The following is an 18,939-nucleotide window of genomic DNA, read 5'->3' as shown; positions in this document are numbered from 1 at the left end:
GGCGGGATGGGCGAGGAGATGATGGACCGGTTCATCGGCGCGGGCTGGGCTTTCCCGCTGCGGGTGGGCCCGACCGGCGGGATCGCGCTGGTGCGCCGGGAACAGGAGCTGGAACAGGCCATGCGGCTGATCCTGGCCACCTACCCCGGCGAACGGCCGATGCGGCCCGCCTTCGGCAGCAGGCTGCGGGACTTCGTGTTCCAGACCGCGGACGCGCAGACCGCCGCCGAACTCGCGCACGAGGTGCGGCAATCGCTGCAGCGCTGGGAACCCAGGGTGGAGGTGGCCGCGGTCGAGGTGACGCCTGATCCGGACGATCCGACCGTGCTGTACCTGGACATCCAGTACCTGCCCAAGGGCGCCAACGATCCACGAAACCTGGTTTTCCCGTTCTACACCATCCCGGACGACGGCACCGACTACTGAGGGGCCCGCGATGACCCTGCCCGCGCCGAACCTGGACGACCGCCGCTTCCAGGACCTGGTGGACGACGCCAAACGGCTGGTCATGCGGCGCTGTCCGGAGTGGACGGACCACAACGTCTCCGATCCCGGCGTCACGCTGATCGAGACCTTCGCCTACCTCACCGATGTGTTGCTGTACCGGGTGAACCGGGTGCCCGACCGGCTGTACGTGAAGTTCCTGGAGCTGATCGGGGTGCGGTTGTTCCCGCCGGTGGCCGCGCGGGCGCCGGCGACCTGCTGGCTCTCCGCCCCGGCCACCGCCCCGGTCCGGGTGCCGGAGGGCACCGAGGTGAGCACCCTGGGCGGCAACCCGGAGGACACCGTGGTCTTCAGCACCACCCGCGACCTCGACCTGCTGCCGTGTGCCCTGCAATCCCTGCACACCAAGGAGATCGACGGCGAGGACAGCGTTGATCACACGGCCCGGCTGCGACTGGAACAGCCCTGCCCGGCCTTCGCCAGTCCACCCGCGCCGGGTGATTTGCTGCTGGTGGCGCTGACCGAACCGGTGCCCTGCTGCGCGGTGCGACTGGACGTGAGCTGCGAGATCGAGGGTGTCGGCGTGGACCCGGACCGGCCACCGCTGGTGTGGGAGGCGTGGGACGGCGCGGACTGGGTGAACTGCCCGGTGTCCACCGACGAGACCGGCGGACTGAACCGCTCCGGCGCGATCGTGCTGCACCTGCCGGAAACCCACCAGGCCAGTGTGCTGGACGGGGAACGCGCCGGGTGGGTGCGGGCCAGGGTGGTCGAGGCCGAACCCGGGCAGCCCGCCTACCGGGCCTCGCCGGTGCTGCGCGGGCTGACCGCGGGCACGGTGGGCGGCACGGTCGGCGCGGTGCACGCCCAGCCGGTCCGCGACGAGGTACTGGGTGAGGCCGAAGGTGTTGCCGGACAGCGGTTCCAGCTAGCCCGGCCGCCGGTGCTGGCCGAGGCGGGCGAACTGGTATTGGAGGTCGGCTCGGCCGAGGGCTGGACGCGCTGGCAGCGGGTGGCGCACTTCGCCGAGAGCGGTCCCGAGGATCGGCACTTCGTGCTGGACGCCGCCGGTGGCGTGGTCGAGTTCGGGCCGCTGCTGCGCCAGCGCGACGGCGGGGTGCGTCAGTTCGGCGCGGTGCCCGCGGCCGGGGCCGCGGTGCGGATGACCCGTTACGCCACCGGCGGCGGCAGGCGTGGCAACGTGGTCAGGGGTGCGTTGCAGGCGCTCACCGCCACCATCCCGTTCGTCGCCGCGGTGGAGAACCTGGTTGCCGCGCAAGGCGGGGTGGACGGCGAGACGGTCGAGCAGGCCAAGGCCCGCGGCCCGCAGACCCTGCGCAGCCGCGACCGCGCGGTCACCGCCGAGGACTACGAGGTGCTCGCCGCCGAGGCGGCGCCCGAGCTGAGCCGGGTGCGTTGCGTGCCCGGCGCGGACGGCGAGCTGCGCCTGCTGGTGGTGCCCTCGGCGGCGAATCCGTTGGGCCGGTTGCGGTTCGAGGATCTGGTGCCGCGCGCGGACACAGTGGAGCGGGTGGTGCGCAGGCTGGCCGAGGTGCGGGTGGCCGGGGTGCGGGTGGTGGTGGAACCACCGCGGTACAAGGGAATCACCGTGGTGGCCCGGCTGGTTCCGTTGCCGGGGGCGGTGGCCGATCAGGTGCGCGAGGAAGCGCTGACCGCGTTGCACAGCTTCCTCAACCCGCTCTCCGGCGGCCCGGACGGCACCGGCTGGCCGTTCGGTCGGCCGGTGCAGCAGGGCGAGGTGTTCGTTGCCCTGCAACAGTTACGGTCGGTCGACCTGGTCGCCGAGGTGCGGTTGTTCGGGGCCAACCCGGTCACCGGCGAACGCGGCGGCGAGGCGCGAAGCGTGCAGGTCGAACCGGGCAGCCTGGTCTTCTCCTACCAGCACCAGATCCGGGTGGACCGGCGATGAGCCGGGGTGTGCTGCCCGGCCTGGCCTCCCCGCACCCGCTGGGCGAGTTGCTGCCCGCGGTGTTCCAGGAGGACGAGTTCACCATGCGTTTCACCGCGGGCCTTGACGAGGTGCTGGCCCCCATTCTGTCCACAGTGGACAACCTGGCGTCCTATCTGGACCCACTGCTCGCGCCGGCGGATTTCCTGGACTGGCTGGCGAGCTGGGCCGGGGTGAGCCTGGAAGCGAGGTTGCCGGAGCAGCGGCGCAGGCACGCGCTGCGCACCGCGATCGAGCTGTACCGCTGGCGCGGCACGGTGTACGGCATCCGCGAACACCTGGTGGCCCTGACCGGGCACCCGGTCCGGGTCACCGACAACGGCGGCGTGTCCGGCAGCACCACCCCCGGCACGCCGGCCCCCGGCGAGCCCACCCCGTGGCTGCTGATCGAGCTGCCCACCTCCGCCGCCGACCTCCGTGACCTGGTGGACACGGTGGTGGCGGCGGTCAAACCCGCGCACCTGCCACACCGAGTCGAGGTGGTCGAGGATGATTGTCTGCCGTAAATGCGGTTTCGCCAACACCGACGGCGACACCTTCTGCGGTTCCTGCGCCGGATTCCTGGAGTGGACGGGCGAGGTGGTCAAGCCAACGCCGCGGCCGGCTCCGGTGGCGGCGGAACCGGCGGAGGAGGAGGCCAGGCCGGGGTTCTGGGCGCGGGTGCAGGCGAAGGCGCAGGAGTGGATGTATCTGGATGTGGGGACGCGGGAGGAGCCGCGCAAGGCCGAGGCGAAGGTCGAGGAGGCGCCGCCGGGGCCGTCGCTGGACGATTTGATGAACGCGCCGTTGGACGACGACCCGCCGAAGCGGCCCGGCCTGCCGAGCTTCGATGACGAGCCGCCAAGGAAGCCCGCTCTGCCGGGCTTTGGCGAGGTTGATCCGGCGGACAAGTCGACGGCCCGCCCCCAGCTGCCCGGTTTTGCCGACGAGTCACCGAAGAAGCCCGCCCTGCCGAACCTCGCCGACGAGCCGCCCAAACGGCCTGCCCTGCCCAGCTTCGACGATGACCTGCCACCCGCCCGCCCCACACCGCCGACCTTCCCCGACAACACCGCCGCCCTGGTCGCCCCCGTGGCCCCCGGCGCGCACCCCGAAGAACCCGAACCCCAGCAACCCCAAGCCCCCCGCCCCACCACCCCGGTCGCCGCCCGCCCCACCCCCCGCCAGGCCACCCCCGGCGACCTGATCTGCGGCGCCTGCGGCCACCCGAACCCACCCACTCGCAAGTTCTGCGCCCGCTGCGCCACCAGCCTGGCCGAGGCTGAGATCGTCCGCGCTCCCTGGTGGCGGCGGCTGTTCCGGCGCAGGCGCAAGGTCCTCGAAGCGGGTGCCCGGCCTGGCAGGCGGGGAGTGCGGCGGACGCGGCGGTTCGGCAAGGACTCCGTGCTGCCCAAGTTGCGGCTGGCCAGTGGGATCCTGCTGGCGGTGCTGACCCTCGCCTACGCGGTGTTCCCGCCGGTGAGTCAGTGGGTTAACCAGCAGGTGTCCGGCGCGCGAGAACGGGTGCTCAACTGGATTCGGCCGCAGTTCTCACCGGTGCGGCCGTCCTCGGTCACCGCTACTGCCCAGCTCCCCGACCACCCGGCATTGGGCGCGGTGGACGCGTTCAGCAACACCTACTGGGCCGCGCCGGAGGCCGCCGTGCCGCCCGCCCTGGTGCTCACCTTCAGCAGCAGCACCGATCTGGACCGCCTCCTGGTCACCCCCGGCGCCAAGGAGGACTTCCAGGGCACGCATCGGCCCAAGCGGTTGCACCTGGTCTACTCCACCAACCGGACCGAGGACGTCGAGGTGCCGGACCGGCCGGAGCCGCAGGAGATCGGGCTGAGCAACGGGCAGGGTGTCAACTCGGTGCAGGTGCACGTGACCGATCTGCACCGCTCGATCAACGGCAAACATCTCGCGCTGACCGAGCTGGAACTGTTCGTGCGCAAGAAGTAGTCAGCGGCGGGTGACCAGATCCGGCGGGGTCAGCGAACCCGGCTGCACCAGCAGGGGACGCTCGGCCCTGACCGGTGGCGAGCCCGCGGTGGAGATCGCGGACAGGGTGCGCAGGCCCGGTCTGCCGCTGGGGAAGATCAGCAGGGGAGCGCGGAAGGTGCCGTCGGGGCCGGGTACCGCGGTGGTTCGTTCCGGGCCGCCGGCCAGGGTGATGGTCACGGGCGCGCCGGGTGGGAAACCGTGTCCGGTCAACGTGATCACCGAGCCGGGGCGGCCGACGGCGGGGCTCGCGGTGACCACTCCGGCGGTGCCCGCGCCGGTCAGCAGCACGAGTTCGCGGCCACCGCGGCCGGTGTGTTCGATCTCCAGGACCGCGGGGCGGGGGCCCATGCCGAGTGGGGTGTGCCGGATCCGGAGTGGGCAGGTGCCGCCTGCGGGTAGCTGGTCGCAGGTGGTGGTCAGGGCGTAGTCGCCGGGGGAGAAGTGGGGGCCGCCGTCGACCAGGGCGACGCGGTGGGTGCGGACCGGGACCGTGCCGGTGTTGTGCAGGTCCACGGTGCGTTCCTGGCCCGGGGTGGTGACCAGGGCCGGGCCGAAGTCCACTTCGGACGGTCGGGCCAGCAGGCCACCCGGACCGCCGGGGCCGTCGGATAGCGGCACCACGACCAGGCCGCCGGCGGTCTGCACCTCCAGCCTACCGGTGCGGTCCGTGGAGGGGCGGGTGTGGAAACGGACCGAGACCAGGCATTCCTCGCCCGCGTGCAGGATTCGGGCCGAGCAGGTCTCGGCTGGGAAGACCTCGAAGTCGCCTGTCACGCGGACGCCGGTGATCGGCAGTGGGCCGAAACCGTTGTGCCGCAACACGGCCACCGTGGGATCGGCTCCATGTGCGGTGACCTGGGCTGGGTCCGGTGTCAGGGTGGGGGTGAAGCGGCGGAGGAACGTGCCGCCGGGCTCGGTGCCCTCGACCAGGTCGGTGGCGGTGGAGATGAAGGCGACCGCTGAGCCGTCGGGTGCGAGCCGGGGAGCGCGGCTTGGGCCGTTGGCCGGGCAGGGTGGGTCGGGGCAGGTCTGGCGGATCGAGGGTGAGGTCAGTGCCGGGGGCAGGGGTGGCAGTCCGGCCTTTGTACGGCGTTCGTCTTGGATCAGGTCGCGAGTGACCACGTTGGCCGCGGTCACGAAGGCGAGGTAGCGGCCGTCCGTGGAGAGGGTGGGCTCGGTGCCCTCGCCGGTGACGTCCCGGGAGGTCCCCGTGCCGCGGTCGTGCACCAGAACCCGTCGGCCCGCGGTGAAGGCCACCTTCGCGCCGTCCCCGGACAGCACCGGGTCGCCGAGTTGTCCGCCCGAGTGCAGGCGGGTTGGCTGGCCGCCGGTCAGGGACAGGGCGACCAGTGTCTCCGGCTGCTCGCGCAACCCGGTGATCACCGCGCCGTGCCTGCCGTCGGCCGAGATGGCGGGTCGGCCCACGCCGGTGGCCGTGCTGCCCGGTGGCGCGGTGTCCACCAGCTCGAATCGGGTTGGCGGCTGGAGTCGGCCCGCCTGGTCCTTGTCCAGGCGGGTGCGGGCGAGCTGGGTGCCGTTGGCGGCTTGGAGGGAGAAGGTGAGTACGGGGGCGTGCACCCACAGCAGCACGCTCCCGTCGGCGCTCAGCGCGGGGGAGTGCGAGGCGGTCGGACGCGACGGGGACTTCGGCCGTCCGGCGTACACGCAGGACGGGCCGCCCTCCCGGTCGCACACCACCACGTCGGGCAGGGGGTCGGTGTCGGTGGTGCCCAGGTTCGAGGCGGTGGTCTCGAAGGCGACGTAACGACCGTCCGCGGACAGCGAGGGCAGGCGGCTGTCCCCGTTGGCGGGACCGTTGTGGCCCTTGCTGATCAGGGTCTGGGTGCCGGAGTGGTTGTCCTGGATGTACACATTGGACTGTCCATTCTGTTCTGTTCTGACGAGTGCGGCGTACCGGCCGTCGGCGGACAGTGCTACGTCCACAGTGGACGAACTCAGTCGGGTGGTCACGCCGGGTGGCGAGAGCAGCAGGGCCGCGACCAGCGCGGTGGTGACCGGACGGCGCACCGTGGACCTCCTCGCGTCACCGGCCGACGCTAGTCAGCCCTGCTGCCCGCGGCGGGGTGCACCGGCTGCCCGTCGGGGCAGGCCCGGTTGCCCGAGCGGGTACCTCACCCGGCGCTGCCGGTGGGTGCGAATGCGTTGCAGGGTAAGCACATGGGCGTTTCCGTGTCGCTGAGCACCGCTGACCTGACCGCCGTGCCGGGCGAGCGTGCCGGGTGCGAGGTGCTGGTCACCAACACCGGCACCGTGGTCGACCACCTCACCCTGGAGGTGGTGGGCGAGCTGTCCGGGTGGGCCACCGTCGAACCCGCCACGCTGAACCTGTTCCCCGGCGAGGAGGGGACCGTCGAGCTGGTGCTGAATCCGCCGCGCTCGGCCGCGGTACGGGCCGGGCCGGTCGACTTCGGGCTGCGGGTGCATTCCCAGGAGGACGAGCAGGGCTCGACGGTGGCCGAGGGCGTGGTCACGGTGGCCGCCTTCACCGAACTCGCCGCCGAGCTGGTGCCGCGCACTGCCAGGGGCAGTCGTTCGGCCCGGTACGAGCTGGCCGTGGACAACCTGGGCAACCACCAGTTGCCGGTGCAGGTCTTCGCCGAGGACCCGGACGATCAGCTCCGCCTGCGGGTGGAACCCGAGTCCTGGCAGGCGGAACCGGGCAGCGCGACCTTCCTGCGGGTGCGCGCCCGGCCGAGGCGCCGGTTCCTGCGTGGGCCGAACCGGACCATCCCGTTCCAGGTGCAGGTCTTCGGCGGCGGCGAGACCGTCGAACTGGACGGCACGATGTTGCAGGAACAGCTGTTGCCGCGCTGGCTGCTACCGGCGGCCGCGGTGCTGCTGGCCGCCGCGGTGACCATCCTGGTGCTGTACTTCACCGTGCTGCGCCCGCACGTCACCACCGCGGCCAGGGACGCCGCCGCGGCCGCGGCCAAGAGCGAGGTGGACGCGCACCGCGCCGAACTGTCCCCGACCCTGGCCGCCGCGCAACGCAAGGCCGACCAGGCTGGCGAACTCGCCAAGGTCGCGGCCAAGGCGGCCGGGGTGGACCAGAAGGTGATCGACCAGATCCACCCGCCACCGCTCACCCTCGGGCCCGCGCACCCCGGTGGCCAGACCGGTGGACCGGCCACCGACTTCCGCATCCAGACCGCCGTGCCACCGGGTAAATCCGGCACCGCGGAGAAGAAGATCGAGGACGGGAAAGTCCTCGCGCTGACCGACATCATCCTGCAGAACCCCGGCGCGGACACCGGAACCCTGGAACTGCGCCGCGACGACGACGTGCTGCTGCGGGTCAACCTGGAGAACTTCCGCGACCTGGACTACCACTTCGTCCGCCCGATCGAGTTCGGGCCCAAGAGCCGGGTGGTGCTCGCGGTGGACTGCCGCAACACCGGCGGCCCCTGCTCGGCGGCGGCCTACGTCACCGGCAACACCAGGAGCACGGGCTGACCCGCTGCCCCACCGGACCCCGGCGCTGCCCGTACTGGCCACCGCGCTGCGGCCACGATCGGATCGGCAAGCCGGCACACGAGAACGGAGCACGGCCATGGAAGTGGATGCGACCAGTCAGGAAGACCAGCTACCGCAATGGGTCCGGGTCGCGCGGTACCTCGGCAAGCACGACGCCAACGCCGAGGGCTCGGCGTTCGTGATCGCGCACGGCTCGGACCCGACCGGCGCCACCACCTTCTGCCCGGTCGGCAGAGAGGTCGGTTTCTACACCCTGGAAGGGCACAACGCGCTCACCGCGCTGACGCTGAGCGCGCTGTCCGCGCACCTCGCGCCGATCAGCGAACCCGAGGAGATGCCGAACTACCGGCTGAGCAAGCAGGTCGACGACGAATCGCTGGCCCGCAGGCTGCAGGCGGTGACCGACTCGACCGCGGCCAAGGTCTACTTCGTCACCGACGAGACCTACCTGTGCACCACCCCGGCGGAATGCCTGGCGCAACGCCTCAGCGCCGGAGTCCACCACCAGGACTGCCGGGGCCTGTTCAACCAGGTGCCCGACCTCCGGCTGCTGCTGCTCAACTGCCGGGGAGTGAGCAGCAGCAGACGGTCGCCGGGCACCCGGAACCCCCAGCACGACGGCTCCGCCCTGGACGCGGACGGCTACCGCTACATCGAGGACCTCAAGCGGTTCCGCCGGACGCTGACCGATCCGGACGTCTACGTGGAGAATCCTGAGCTGTACAGCCGATTCCAGTCGCTGTCCCCGCCCACCCAGGCGATCCTGCTGACCAACAACGTGATCCACACCTTCATCACCGCGCAGGCGGGGTTGCGGGCGGCGAGCGCCCGGCGGGCGGATCCGGCGCTGCTGAGGTCCCAGCCGGTGGAACTGACCAGGGCCTGGGTGGACCGGTTCCGGGGCTGGGCGGCCGACCGGGTGCCGCACGAGCGACTGCCGGAGCTGCACGGGTTGTGCGCGCTCGCGTTGAGCGTGCTGAGTTTCCCGGCGATCTCGGACTGGCGGACCGCCGCCACCGACGGCTCAGCGCACGATGTGCTCATCCTGCTGTCCCGGCACAAGACGGCGCTGGGCGAGTTGCCCCGCGATCTGACCACCACCCTGCGCACCATGGCCATCGCGCTCGACCTGGCCACGCTGAAGACCGACCAGCTCCGGCGCAGCGAGACCGCGCCCACCCTGACCGAGGACATGCGGCAGGTGCTCAGGCTGCTCAACTGGAGCCGGGTGGGCGAGATCCAGCTGGACACCCTGCTCGGCCGGTACGTCGAGTGGGCCACCTACGTGGTCGAGATGGTCAAGCGGCTGCTGGAGACCTTCAAGGCCGGGGTGCACTGAGCTTTTCGGGGCGGTCAATAGGACGTCCCGGTGGCCTTGCCGGGAGCAGCTCGCGGGTGGTCGCGCTGGGTGCCTTCCCGGCAGGTTCTCCTGCTCTGTTCGAGTGGTCGTTCCTGGGCTGTTCGACAACCCTTTCGTGCCGTGCTTTGTGCTTGTCCGCAGGTCTGGCCGACCGCTACTTTTGAATTCGGAGGTTGCCTTCACAGGTGCGTTGAAGTGCGAAAACGGTTGGTTCTCCGGACAATGTCCGGCGCTGGCGCGCGATCTCCGTTGACCCGAATCGGCACGGGGGGTGGGCGCGGTGCAGGACTGGGTGGAGGCCGCCGCCGGCCCGGTGTTCTGCGGCCGGGACGGCGAACTGGCCCGGCTGTTCGAGGTCTTCGACCGGGTGCCTGCCGGGCGGCCGCAGACGGTCTGGGTGGTCGGCCCGGCCGGGATCGGCAAGACCACCCTGGTCCGGCGCGCACTGGCCGGTCCGGAGGCGCCGGAGTTCACCGTGCTGGACGCCACCGCCGATCCGGCCGAGTCGGTGCTGGCCTTCGGACTCGTCGAACAGTTGCTGCGCCGGGTGGATCCGGCCCTGCGGCGGTCCGCGCCGGTGCTGGCCGGGGCCGTCCCGGCCGGGGCGAGTCCGTTCGCGGTCGGCGCGGAACTGCTCGCGGTGCTCTCGGTGTTGCAGGCGGACCGGCCGGTCGCGCTGGTCGTCGACGATGTGCACTGGGCCGATCCGGCCTCGGCCCGCGCCTTCGGGTTCCTGCTCCGCCGGATGGGCGCGGACCAGGTGCTCACCGTGCTGATCCGGCGCGGGCGGGCCGAGTACGACCCGGAGAACGCGCTGCACCAACTGGAACGCGGCATCCCGGCCGCGGTCACCCTCGAACTGGGCGGACTCACCGGCGCCGAGGTCGGCGCGCTCTCGCTGGCCCTGCGCGGGCAGGCGCTGCCCGGTGGCGCGGCCGAGCGGCTGTGCGCGCACGCGGGCGGGAATCCCTTGCACATCAGGACTTTGCTGCACGAACTGCCGCCGGATGTGCTCGACGACGAGCAGTTGCCGTTGCCGGTGCCCAGTTCGCTGGTCACCGCGGTGCGCGCGATGCTGGACCGGCTGCCCGAACCAACCCGCGCGCTGCTGGCGGCACTGGCCGTGCTGGACGAGGACAGCCCCCTCGCACGGGCGGCCGGGGTGGCCGGGATCGAGGACGCGGCCACGGCCATCGGACCAGGACTGGTCTCCGGACTGCTCAGCCAGACCGCCCGGCAGCCCTCCCGGCTGTTCCGGATCACCCATGGCCTGCAACGGGAAGCCATCTACGACCTGATCCCGGTACAGCGGCGGGTGGCCCTGCACCGGCGGGCGGCCGAGGTGACCGATCCGGTCAGCGGCTGGGCGCACCGGGTCGCCGCCACCACCGCCGCCGATCCCACCCTGGCCGAGGAACTGGACGCCGCCGCCGCGGTGGCCGCCACCCTCGGGCAGCACCTGCTGGCCGCCCGCTATCTGCGCTGGGCGGCGGAACTCTCCGGCGGGCGGGCCGACTACGAGCGGCGGCTGCTCACCTGCTGCGTGCAGACCCTGTTCGGCCCGGAACGCCGCTCCGCGCTCGCCCTGCGCGCCGAGGCCGACCGGTGCGCGCCGAGTGCGTTGCGGTCACTGGCTTTGGGGCTGGTGGCGGTGTTCGCGCAAGGCGATCTGGCCGGTGCCCTCCGGCACCTCACCGAGGCGATGGACCGGTGCACCGACGACGGCTGGGTCCGGTCGGTGACCGCGGCGGGTCTGGCCGGCGCGCACACCTGGAACGGGGCCAACCAGGCGGCCATCGACGCGGCCCGGCTGGCCCTGCGGCTGGGCGGATTGCCGGTGCGGCTGGCCGATTTCGTCCGGGTGCTGCTCGTGGTGTCCCGGTCCCGGCTGGACGGCCTGCGCGGCGGACTGGCCGAATTCGCCGACCTGCCAACCGATCCGGCCCGGGTGCCGCCGGAACGCCTGGACTCACTGGCCTGCCGCGGCGCGCTGCGCACCATGCTCGGCCGCTTCGCCGAGGCCGAACCGGACCTGCGCGAGGCCGCCCGCCTGCACCGCGCCGGGGTGTACACCCTCTCCAGCGCCACCCCGCACTCCTACCTGGCCGCGATCAACTACGTCCGCGGCGACTGGGACGACGCCTCGATCCTGGTGCACCAGGCGTTGTCACTGGCCGATCCGGACGAACAGCAACACCACCACGTGCTCCGGCAGATGATCGCCGCACTGGTCCCGGCCGGACGCGGCGAGTGGGCCACCGCCGCCGCGCACGTGCGCGCGGCCTGGGCGCACGCGCACCGGCTGGGCACCAGACAGGACCGCTGTTACGCGGCCATCGCCGAGGCCACCCTGCACCAGGCCCAGGACCGCCCGGCGGACATGCTCACCGCCCTGCGCGCCCTCCGCCGGGACCAGCCTGCGCCCGGCGAGGGCGCCTACAGCTGGTGGGAACTGTGGTGGCGGCCGCTGCTGGTGGAGGCGCTGACCGGGACCGGAGCCCACGCCGAGGCCACCGAGGCGCTGAACACGTTGCGCGCCTTGGCCGCCGGGGTCGACTACCTCGCACCCACCCTGCTGCGCCTGGACCTGGCCCTCGATGGCGGGCAGTCAGGTGCGGCGGAGCAGATCGACGCACTGGACGCCCGCGCGCCCCGGCGGTCCTTCGGTCAGGCGTTGCTGGAGGCCGGGCACGGGCGGTGGCTGGCCGGGAACGGACAGGTCGCCAGGGCGGTGCCCTACCTGACCAGCGCCCGCGAGCGGTTCGCCGAACTGCGCGCCACCCCGTTCGAGCAACGCACCGCCGCCCTGCTGGAACAGCACGCGCCCAGTGCCGCGCCGCGGACCGGGACCGCGGTGCCCGGACTGTCCAGGCGGGAGGGGCAGGTGGCGCATCTGGTGCGGCTCAACCACACCAACCGGGAGATCGCCGCCCAGCTCTACGTCACCGCGAAGACCGTGGAGTACCACCTGGCCAACATCTTCCTCAAACTCGGCGTGGCCAACCGGCGCGAACTGCGCGACCGGCTCACCCCGCGAACTGCTCCAGACATCCCTGCTCAAGTGGGTCCGCCACTGCCAGAGTTGGGCAGATGAGTGAGCCGTCAGGCACGCACAACGACACCAGCGGCGAGGTGCACGGTCCGCTGGTGCAGGCCGGGTCGATCGGACACCTGTCGCTGAACGCGGCGGAGGGGCCGTTGCCGGTGCCGCGCCAACTGCCCTGGGTGGCGCCGGATTTCACCGGCCGGACCGAGCAACTCGCCGCACTCGACGCGCTACTGCCAAGCGCGAGTGACCCGTCGGTGATCGCCGCGGTGGACGGGCCTGCGGGCGTTGGCAAGACCGCGCTGGCCCTGCGCTGGGCGCACCGCGTCCAGGACCGCTTTCCCGACGGCACGCTCTACGCCGACCTGCGTGGCTACGGGCCGGGCAAACCGGCCTCGCCCACCCAGGTGCTCGGCGAGTTCCTCGGCGGACTGGGGCTGTTGCCGAGCCGGATCCCGCCGGGGCTGACGGCGCGGGCCGGGCAGTACCGGACGCTGCTGGCCGATCGCCGGGTGCTGATCGTGCTGGACAACGCCGACACCGCCGACCAGGTGCGGCCGTTGCTGCCCGGCGGGTCGGGCTGCGTGGTGCTGGTGACCAGCCGGGCCGGGCTGGGCGGGCTGGTGGCCGGTGAGGGCGCCGTCCGGATCAGGCTGGGCCTGCTCACCGAACCGGAGGCGGTGGCGCTGGTGTGGGCGATGCTGGGGCACAGAGCCGAGGCCGAACCGCGGGCGGTGCTCGCCCTGATCGCCCAGTGCGCCCGGCTGCCGCTGGCGCTGCGGGTGGCCGCCGGACTCGCCACCACCCGGCCCTACCGCACCCTCGCCGAACTGGTCGCCGAACTGGGCAGTGATCCGGACCGGCTGGACGCGCTGAGCGTCCCTGCCGACGCCCGCACCGCGGTGCGCACCGTCTTCGGCTGGTCCTACCACCGGCTCACCGACGACCAGGCCAGGGTGTTCCGCCGGCTTGGCCTGCACCCGGGGCCGGAGATCAGCCTGCACGCCGCCGCCGTGCTCGCGGGCCTGGATCTGCCCACGGCCCAGCGGCTGCTCGACGTGCTCGCCGAGGGCCACCTGGTCGAACCCATGCGGCGGGACCGCTACCGGCTGCACGACCTGCTGCGGGCCTACGCCGCCGAACGCGCCGACCTGGACGATTCCCCGGCCGACCGCGACCAGGCCCGCCGGGATCTGCTGGGCTGGTACGCCCACCACGGCGAACTGGCCTTCCGTGCGGTCAGTCCCGACATGGCCGACTGGCACGCGGTGGCGGGAGCCGAGACCGGAGTCGGCCCGGAGATCACCTTCGCCGGGGCCGAGCAGGCCTGGGCCTGGGCCGAGGACGAACTGGTCAACACGGTCCCGGGCGTGCGAGCCGCCGCCGAGCACGGCCTGTCCGGGATCGTGGTCCGCCTGGCGACCACCTCGGTGCCCGCGCTGCTGCTGCGTGGACGCTGGGAGGACGGCATCGAGGTGTGCCGCCTCGGCCTGGCCGCTGCCAGCGAACTCGGCGACCGGACCGCCGAATGGCACCTGCTGCAACACCTCGGGCAGACGCACCGGGGCCTGGTCCAGTGGGTGGAGGCCGCCGAGGTGTTCCAAGCCGCGCTGACCCTGGCCGAGGAACTGGGCGATCCGGTGCTGCTGGCGATGGCGTTGTGCCACCTCGGTTCGGTATGCGTCGAGCAGGGGCGGTACCTCCAGGCCCGGGAGCACCTGCGGGCCGCGCTGCCGCTGAGTTCGGGCGCCCTGCGCGGACACCTGGAGAGCTTCATCGAGTACCACCTCAGCGCGGTGCACCACGGGCTGGGGGAGTACGACCAGGCGCGGGCGCACGCCGAACGCAGCCTGTCCCTACTGCCGGCGGATGGCAACCGCGAGGCCGAGGCATACCTGATGCACGCGCTGGCCAGGGCCAGGCAGGGCGCCGGTGAACACCGCGAGGCGGCGAAGCTGTGCAAGCGCGCCCTGGTCGTCGAGCCCTGCCTCGGCGACCCGCGCTACCACGCCGCCATCCTGGACACCCTTGGCGAGTCGTTGCGGCACCTCGGCGAGGCCGTCGTGGCGCTGGAGTGCTGGCGGAGCGCGCTGGCCATCTTCGAGGAGTTCGGCGACCAGCGCGCGCACGCCCTCAAGCAACGCCTGCGGGAGCTGGAAGCCCTAGCCGGGCAGTGAGCTGACGCCCGACTCGACCACCCGCGCCGCGCGCCCCACCTCCTCGGTCACCAGCGCCCGGATCTCCGCGGGCGGCTGCTCGCCGTCGAGACACCGCCGCAGCGCGCGGTGGTGCACCTCCCACAGCCCCAGCAGCGCGGTGGCCGCGATCAGCGGTTCCGGGTCGGTGGCGGCCAGTCCGGAGCGCTCGGCCAGGATCTCCGCGGCCACCGTGACCACCTTGTCCAGCTCGTCCCGCTGGTGCGCGCGCAGCGCTGGAGTGGCCCCGGCCAGTGCGAAGAAACGGCGCACCTGGACCCGGGTCTCCGCCGGATCGGCCTGGGCTGCCAGCCAGGAGAGCAGGTCGTCGAGTTCGCTGGCCAGGATCCGGCGCACCGCCTCGACCGGCGTGGTCGCGCGGTCGGCCAGGGCGGTGCGCAGGGAGGCGGTTGTGGTCTCCCAGCGGTCCAGGACCAGGGATTCCTTGGTGGGGAAGTAGTTGAAGACGGTCTTCTCCGAGACCCCGCATGCCTCGGCGATCTCGGTGACCCGGACGGCCTCGAAACCGCGCTCCATGAACATCATCGTCGCGGTGTCGGACAGCTGCTGGCGCATCTGCCGCTTCTTGCGCTCACGCAGTCCCTCGGCGGCGGGGGCCTGATCCGCCGGGCCGCGCAGCGCCGTCCAGTTCACCGTTCGCGCCTCCATGACCCCAGCATAGTCCAGCCCCAGCATTTTTTCTGCTACGGTAATTTTATAGCTACTGAAACTAGGAGGCTGGCCATGGCCAAGACACGGATCGCGATCATCGGCGCGGGGCCCGGTGGACTGCTGTGCGCCCGGGTGCTGCAACGGCGCGGCATCGAGGTCGCGGTGTACGACACCGACGCCGACCCGTACGCCAGGGACGCCGGCGGCACCCTGGACCTCAAGGCCGACTCCGGGCAGATCGCCCTGGAGGACGCCGGTCTGCTGGCCGAGTTCCGGGCGCTGGCCCGGCCCGAGGGACAGGCCAAGACCCGGCTGGACCAGCACGGCACCGTGCTGGCCGGCTTCGTGCCCGAGGAGCAGGACGAGGCCGCCACCGAGATCGACCGCGGCCAGCTCCGGGGCATGCTCGCCGCCAGTCTCGCGCCGGGAACCGTGCGCTGGGGCCACAAACTGCACACCGCCACCTCCCTCGGCGCGGGCAGGCGCCGCCTGGAGTTCGGCAACGGCGCCGTCGTGGAAACCGACCTGCTGGTCGGCGCGGACGGGGCCTGGTCCCGGGTCCGCCCGCTGCTGAGCCCGGCCACCCCGGTCTACCGCGGGGTGTCCTTTGTGGAGGTTCGTTTCGACGAGGTGGACCGGCGGCATCCGCGGATCGCCAAGCTGGTCGGCGACGGGCACATGTTCGCCAACGACAACGCCGGACGGGCGATCATCGGACAGCGCAACAGCAACGGGCACGTCCGTGGGTACGTCGCCCTGCGCACCGACCTGGACTGGGCCGCCAAGGCCGGCATCGACCTGGCCGATCGTGCTGCGGTGCAAGGGTTCCTGTGTGACGAGTTCGCGGACTGGTCCGCGGATCTGTTGCCGTTCATCACCGACAACGAGGGCGAGTTCGTCAACCGCCCCATCCACGCCCTGCCCGCCCCGCTCACCTGGACCCACCGGCCAGGGGTGACCCTGCTGGGCGACGCCGCGCACCTGATGACCCCGTGGGGTGGCTTCGGGGTGAACCTGGCCATGCTCGACGGCGCCGAACTCGCCCGCGCACTGGCCGAGGAGTCCACTGTGGACAGCGCGATCCAGCGCTACGAGAAGGTGATGCTGGCCCGCGGCGGCGAACACGCCCTCGGCGCCAACGACGCGATGGACCGGTTCTTCGCCACCAAGGAGTTCGACCCGGCCGACATCCCGGACACCCTGGCCGAGCACCAGCACGCGCTGGCCGCCGCGGCCGAGTACCGCCGCCGCCACCCGGTGGCGGTCACCTGGGTACTGCGCTTCCGCACCCCAAGCGGGGAACGGAAGTTCGCGCTGGTGCTCGACACCAGCACCACCGAACCCACCGGCACCCTGGACGGCGTGCCGATCGAGAACGGCACCCTGCGCGACGGCGCGCTGCGCTTCACCGCCCGGCTCACCGCGCCGTTCCCGATGCGGTTCACCTGCATCGCCTCCCTGGACGGGGACACCATGACCGGCAGTGCCAAGGCGCCGATGATGTCGATCGTGTTCACCGGCGACCGCGTCACCCAGGGGAGCACCCGATGATCGAGGTGACCGACCTGGTCAAGCGCTACGGCCAGACCACCGCGGTGGACCGGCTCAGCTTCACCGTCCGGCCCGGCGTGGTCACCGGTTTCCTCGGCCCCAACGGCGCCGGGAAGTCCACCACCATGCGGATGATCGTCGGCCTGGACACCCCGACCGCGGGCGCGGCCACCGTCAACGGGCGTGCCTACCGGACCCAGTCCGCGCCGCTGCGGGAGGTCGGCGTGCTGCTGGATGCCCGCGCCACCCACCCCGGCCGCTCGGCCAGGGACCACCTCCTGGCGCTCGGCGCCACCCACGGCATCCGGGCGGCCAGGGTGGACGCGGTGCTGGAGCTGGTGGGGCTGGCCGAGGTCGCCCGGCGGCGCACCGGCGAGTTCTCCCTCGGCATGGGCCAGCGCCTGGGCATCGCCGCCGCACTGCTCGGCGAACCGCACACGCTGCTGCTGGACGAGCCGGTCAACGGTCTGGACCCGGACGGCATCCGGTGGATCCGGCACCTGCTGCGCGATCTGGCCGCCGAGGGTCGCACGGTGTTCGTCTCCTCGCACCTGATGAGCGAGATGGCGCTCACCGCCGACCACCTGATCATCATGGGCCGGGGCAGGCTGGTGGCCGACCTGCCGGTGGCCGAACTGGTCGCCTCGGCGGCCCGCGGTGTCCTGGCAGGCACGCCGCGGCCGGGGGAGCTGGCCGCGCTGCTGCACGGCCCCGGCGTCGTGATCACCCCGCAGGGCAACGGAGTGCTGCAGGTGACCGGGCTGGGCGCGGCCGAGATCGGCAGGCGCGCGGCGCAGTTCGGCATCCCGCTGTTCGAGCTGAGCGCGCAGCAGGCATCGCTGGAGGAGGCGTACCTGGAGCTGACCGCGGATGCCGTGCAGTACCAGGGCACCTCGACCGCGAAGGCGGCCTGATGAGCACGACCGGACTCACCGCGGCCGGGGTGCTGCGCGGGGAGTGGATCAAGCTGATCAGCGTGCGCTCCAGCGCGGTCTGCCTGCTCAACGCGGTGGTCGCGATGTTCTCCGCGGTGCTGCTGCTCTCCATCCGCAGCACCATGCAGATGGCCAAGGTGGAACGCGATCCGGTGGCCAGCGTGCTCAGCGGCGCCGAGTTCGCCGGGCTCGGCATCGGCGTGCTGGGGGTGCTGCTGGTCAGCACCGAGTACGCCACCGGGCTGGTCCGGGTGGTCTTCACCGCGGTGCCCGCCCGGCTGCCGGTGCTCTTCGCCAAGATCACCGCGGTGCTGCTGGCGGTGTTCCCGGTGATGCTGCTGGCCAGTGCCGCCGCCTTCCTGGCCGGGATGGCGGTGCTGACCGCCAACGGCGGCGCCACCACGGCACTGACCGATCCGGGCGCACTGCGCGGGGTGATCGGCACCGCGGCCGCACTGGCCGGGATCGGGGTGCTCGGCGTGGCCCTCGGCACCATCCTGCGCGGCACCGCCGCCGGGGTGACCGCGGTGATCGCGGTGGTGTTCCTGCTGCCCAACGTCGGTGACCTGCTGCCGCTGTCCTGGCAGGAAACCGTGCTGAAGTTCCTGCCTGCCAAGGCGATCGAGGCGTTCACGCACAGCGTGCAGGACCCGGCGCTGCTGACCCCGGTCACCGGCGCGCTGGTGTTCACCGGGTGGGTGGCGGCCGCGGTGACGGTGGCGGCCCTGCGGTTGCGGCACCGCGACGCCTAGGGCTCAGCGCCGCCCCCGCTCGCGGCCGTCCTCGGCAGCCAGCCGAGAATGGCGACATGTACACCCTGCGCGCGGCCATCGCCGTGGAACCCGTGCTCCTGGCACTCGTTGGCCCGGTCGCGGAGGCGCACGCCGTGCCCCTTGGCCAGGACCTGTTCCTGCTGCCCGTGTCCTATGAGTTCATCAAGGCGGCGACCATCCCCGGAGCCGCTGAACTCGCCGTGTTCTGGCGGGCTCCGCTCGGCTTCGGCGCGGCGCTGGCCGCGTGTTCGGCACTGGGGCCGGTGGCCTTCGTCGAGGCCGAGATCTTCGGCGGGGCGGGCACGCAGACCGCGCAGGTGTGGGACGGCGGGCAGGTGGTCCTCGGTCCGGTGCACCTGGCCGAGAAGGAGGAGTCGGGACCGCTGGGCAGCCCGATCTCCCAGGCGTTGCGGCACCTCGGGGTGGTCAAGGGCGAACACCACGACGAGTTCGCCGCGGTCGGGCTGGGCCGCCACCGCTCCACCGAGCAGTGGCTGCCCAGCACCGGCTGAGCTG

At 72.4% G+C, this 18,939-nt stretch carries 14 protein-coding genes; 12 read left to right on the top strand and 2 right to left on the bottom strand.

What is annotated here, in order from left to right; genetic code table 11:
* Positions 1 to 6 precede the first annotated feature (6 nt).
* From HNR67_RS30855 to HNR67_RS30840, 4 genes are read left to right on the top strand one after another with little or no spacing between them, the layout of a single operon-like run.
* On the top strand, positions 7 to 426 hold the full coding sequence (locus HNR67_RS30855; RefSeq protein ID WP_312988381.1) for a GPW/gp25 family protein: 420 nt from the start codon (positions 7 to 9) through the stop codon (positions 424 to 426).
* A gap of 10 nt (positions 427 to 436) precedes the next feature.
* Positions 437 to 2,374, top strand: a complete 1,938-nt coding sequence (locus HNR67_RS30850; RefSeq protein WP_185005688.1) for a putative baseplate assembly protein — start codon at positions 437 to 439, stop codon at positions 2,372 to 2,374.
* A complete protein-coding gene (locus tag HNR67_RS30845; RefSeq protein WP_185005687.1) occupies positions 2,371 to 2,919 on the top strand; it encodes a phage tail protein in 549 nt (182 codons plus the stop codon). The genes HNR67_RS30850 and HNR67_RS30845 overlap by 4 nt, the downstream gene beginning before the upstream one ends.
* Complete coding sequence (locus tag HNR67_RS30840) at positions 2,903 to 4,354, top strand: NADase-type glycan-binding domain-containing protein (protein ID WP_185005686.1); 1,452 nt, start codon at positions 2,903 to 2,905, stop codon at positions 4,352 to 4,354. Before HNR67_RS30845 ends, HNR67_RS30840 begins: the two co-directional genes overlap by 17 nt.
* Here the strand turns inward: HNR67_RS30840 and HNR67_RS30835 are convergent, their stop codons facing one another.
* Complete coding sequence (locus HNR67_RS30835; RefSeq protein ID WP_185005685.1) at positions 4,355 to 6,424, bottom strand: TolB-like translocation protein; 2,070 nt, start codon at positions 6,422 to 6,424, stop codon at positions 4,355 to 4,357.
* Positions 6,425 to 6,574: 150 nt separating this feature from the next.
* Here HNR67_RS30835 and HNR67_RS30830 point away from each other — a divergent pair, with 150 nt between their 5' ends.
* From HNR67_RS30830 to HNR67_RS30815, 4 genes are all read left to right on the top strand, one after another.
* Positions 6,575 to 7,870, top strand: a complete 1,296-nt coding sequence (locus HNR67_RS30830) for a COG1470 family protein (RefSeq protein WP_185005684.1) — start codon at positions 6,575 to 6,577, stop codon at positions 7,868 to 7,870.
* Positions 7,871 to 7,967: 97 nt separating this feature from the next.
* A complete protein-coding gene (locus HNR67_RS30825; RefSeq protein ID WP_185005683.1) occupies positions 7,968 to 9,230 on the top strand; it encodes a hypothetical protein in 1,263 nt (420 codons plus the stop codon).
* A 301-nt stretch (positions 9,231 to 9,531) separates the two neighbouring features.
* Complete coding sequence (locus HNR67_RS46440; RefSeq protein ID WP_185005682.1) at positions 9,532 to 12,345, top strand: helix-turn-helix transcriptional regulator; 2,814 nt, start codon at positions 9,532 to 9,534, stop codon at positions 12,343 to 12,345.
* Positions 12,342 to 14,474, top strand: a complete 2,133-nt coding sequence (locus HNR67_RS30815; protein WP_185005681.1) for an ATP-binding protein — start codon at positions 12,342 to 12,344, stop codon at positions 14,472 to 14,474. The genes HNR67_RS46440 and HNR67_RS30815 overlap by 4 nt, the downstream gene beginning before the upstream one ends.
* Here the strand turns inward: HNR67_RS30815 and HNR67_RS30810 are convergent.
* Complete coding sequence (locus HNR67_RS30810) at positions 14,460 to 15,161, bottom strand: TetR family transcriptional regulator (protein WP_185005680.1); 702 nt, start codon at positions 15,159 to 15,161, stop codon at positions 14,460 to 14,462. The two genes, HNR67_RS30815 and HNR67_RS30810, sit on opposite strands and share 15 nt — an antisense overlap.
* A 75-nt stretch (positions 15,162 to 15,236) precedes the next feature.
* Between HNR67_RS30810 and HNR67_RS30805 the strand changes: the two genes are divergently transcribed.
* From HNR67_RS30805 to HNR67_RS30790, 4 genes are read left to right on the top strand one after another with little or no spacing between them, the layout of a single operon-like run.
* Positions 15,237 to 16,715 (top strand): FAD-dependent oxidoreductase, encoded by a 1,479-nt coding sequence (locus HNR67_RS30805; RefSeq protein WP_185005679.1) that lies wholly within the window; start codon positions 15,237 to 15,239, stop codon positions 16,713 to 16,715.
* The gene (locus HNR67_RS30800; protein WP_185005678.1) at positions 16,712 to 17,629 is read left to right on the top strand and encodes an ABC transporter ATP-binding protein; all 918 of its coding nucleotides are present in this window, start codon (positions 16,712 to 16,714) and stop codon (positions 17,627 to 17,629) included. Before HNR67_RS30805 ends, HNR67_RS30800 begins: the two co-directional genes overlap by 4 nt.
* Positions 17,629 to 18,402: an ABC transporter permease gene (locus HNR67_RS30795; protein WP_185005677.1), complete on the top strand. Its 774-nt coding sequence runs from the start codon at positions 17,629 to 17,631 to the stop codon at positions 18,400 to 18,402. Before HNR67_RS30800 ends, HNR67_RS30795 begins: the two co-directional genes overlap by 1 nt.
* 56 nt (positions 18,403 to 18,458) lie before the next feature.
* Positions 18,459 to 18,935: a hypothetical protein gene (locus HNR67_RS30790; protein WP_185005676.1), complete on the top strand. Its 477-nt coding sequence runs from the start codon at positions 18,459 to 18,461 to the stop codon at positions 18,933 to 18,935.
* Positions 18,936 to 18,939: the final 4 nt, after the last annotated feature.

Origin of the sequence: Crossiella cryophila (assembly GCF_014204915.1) — a bacterium.
GTDB lineage: Bacteria > Actinomycetota > Actinomycetes > Mycobacteriales > Pseudonocardiaceae > Crossiella > Crossiella cryophila.
The sequence above is the reverse complement of the archived record's forward strand: the minus strand, read 5'-3'. Positions and strand labels throughout refer to the sequence as shown.

What these genes read in the sequence shown, in the direction of transcription:
- HNR67_RS30855 (WP_312988381.1), top strand. Translation starts at nt 7, where the DNA reads ATGGGCGAGGAGATGATGGACCGGTTCATCGGCGCGGGCTGGGCTTTC.
- HNR67_RS30850 (WP_185005688.1), top strand. Translation starts at nt 437, where the DNA reads ATGACCCTGCCCGCGCCGAACCTGGACGACCGCCGCTTCCAGGACCTG.
- HNR67_RS30845 (WP_185005687.1), top strand. Translation starts at nt 2,371, where the DNA reads ATGAGCCGGGGTGTGCTGCCCGGCCTGGCCTCCCCGCACCCGCTGGGC.
- HNR67_RS30840 (WP_185005686.1), top strand. Translation starts at nt 2,903, where the DNA reads ATGATTGTCTGCCGTAAATGCGGTTTCGCCAACACCGACGGCGACACC.
- HNR67_RS30830 (WP_185005684.1), top strand. Translation starts at nt 6,575, where the DNA reads ATGGGCGTTTCCGTGTCGCTGAGCACCGCTGACCTGACCGCCGTGCCG.
- HNR67_RS30825 (WP_185005683.1), top strand. Translation starts at nt 7,968, where the DNA reads ATGGAAGTGGATGCGACCAGTCAGGAAGACCAGCTACCGCAATGGGTC.
- HNR67_RS30815 (WP_185005681.1), top strand. Translation starts at nt 12,342, where the DNA reads ATGAGTGAGCCGTCAGGCACGCACAACGACACCAGCGGCGAGGTGCAC.
- HNR67_RS30810 (WP_185005680.1), bottom strand. Translation starts at nt 15,161, where the DNA reads ATGGAGGCGCGAACGGTGAACTGGACGGCGCTGCGCGGCCCGGCGGAT.
- HNR67_RS30805 (WP_185005679.1), top strand. Translation starts at nt 15,237, where the DNA reads ATGGCCAAGACACGGATCGCGATCATCGGCGCGGGGCCCGGTGGACTG.
- HNR67_RS30800 (WP_185005678.1), top strand. Translation starts at nt 16,712, where the DNA reads ATGATCGAGGTGACCGACCTGGTCAAGCGCTACGGCCAGACCACCGCG.
- HNR67_RS30795 (WP_185005677.1), top strand. Translation starts at nt 17,629, where the DNA reads ATGAGCACGACCGGACTCACCGCGGCCGGGGTGCTGCGCGGGGAGTGG.
- HNR67_RS30790 (WP_185005676.1), top strand. Translation starts at nt 18,459, where the DNA reads ATGTACACCCTGCGCGCGGCCATCGCCGTGGAACCCGTGCTCCTGGCA.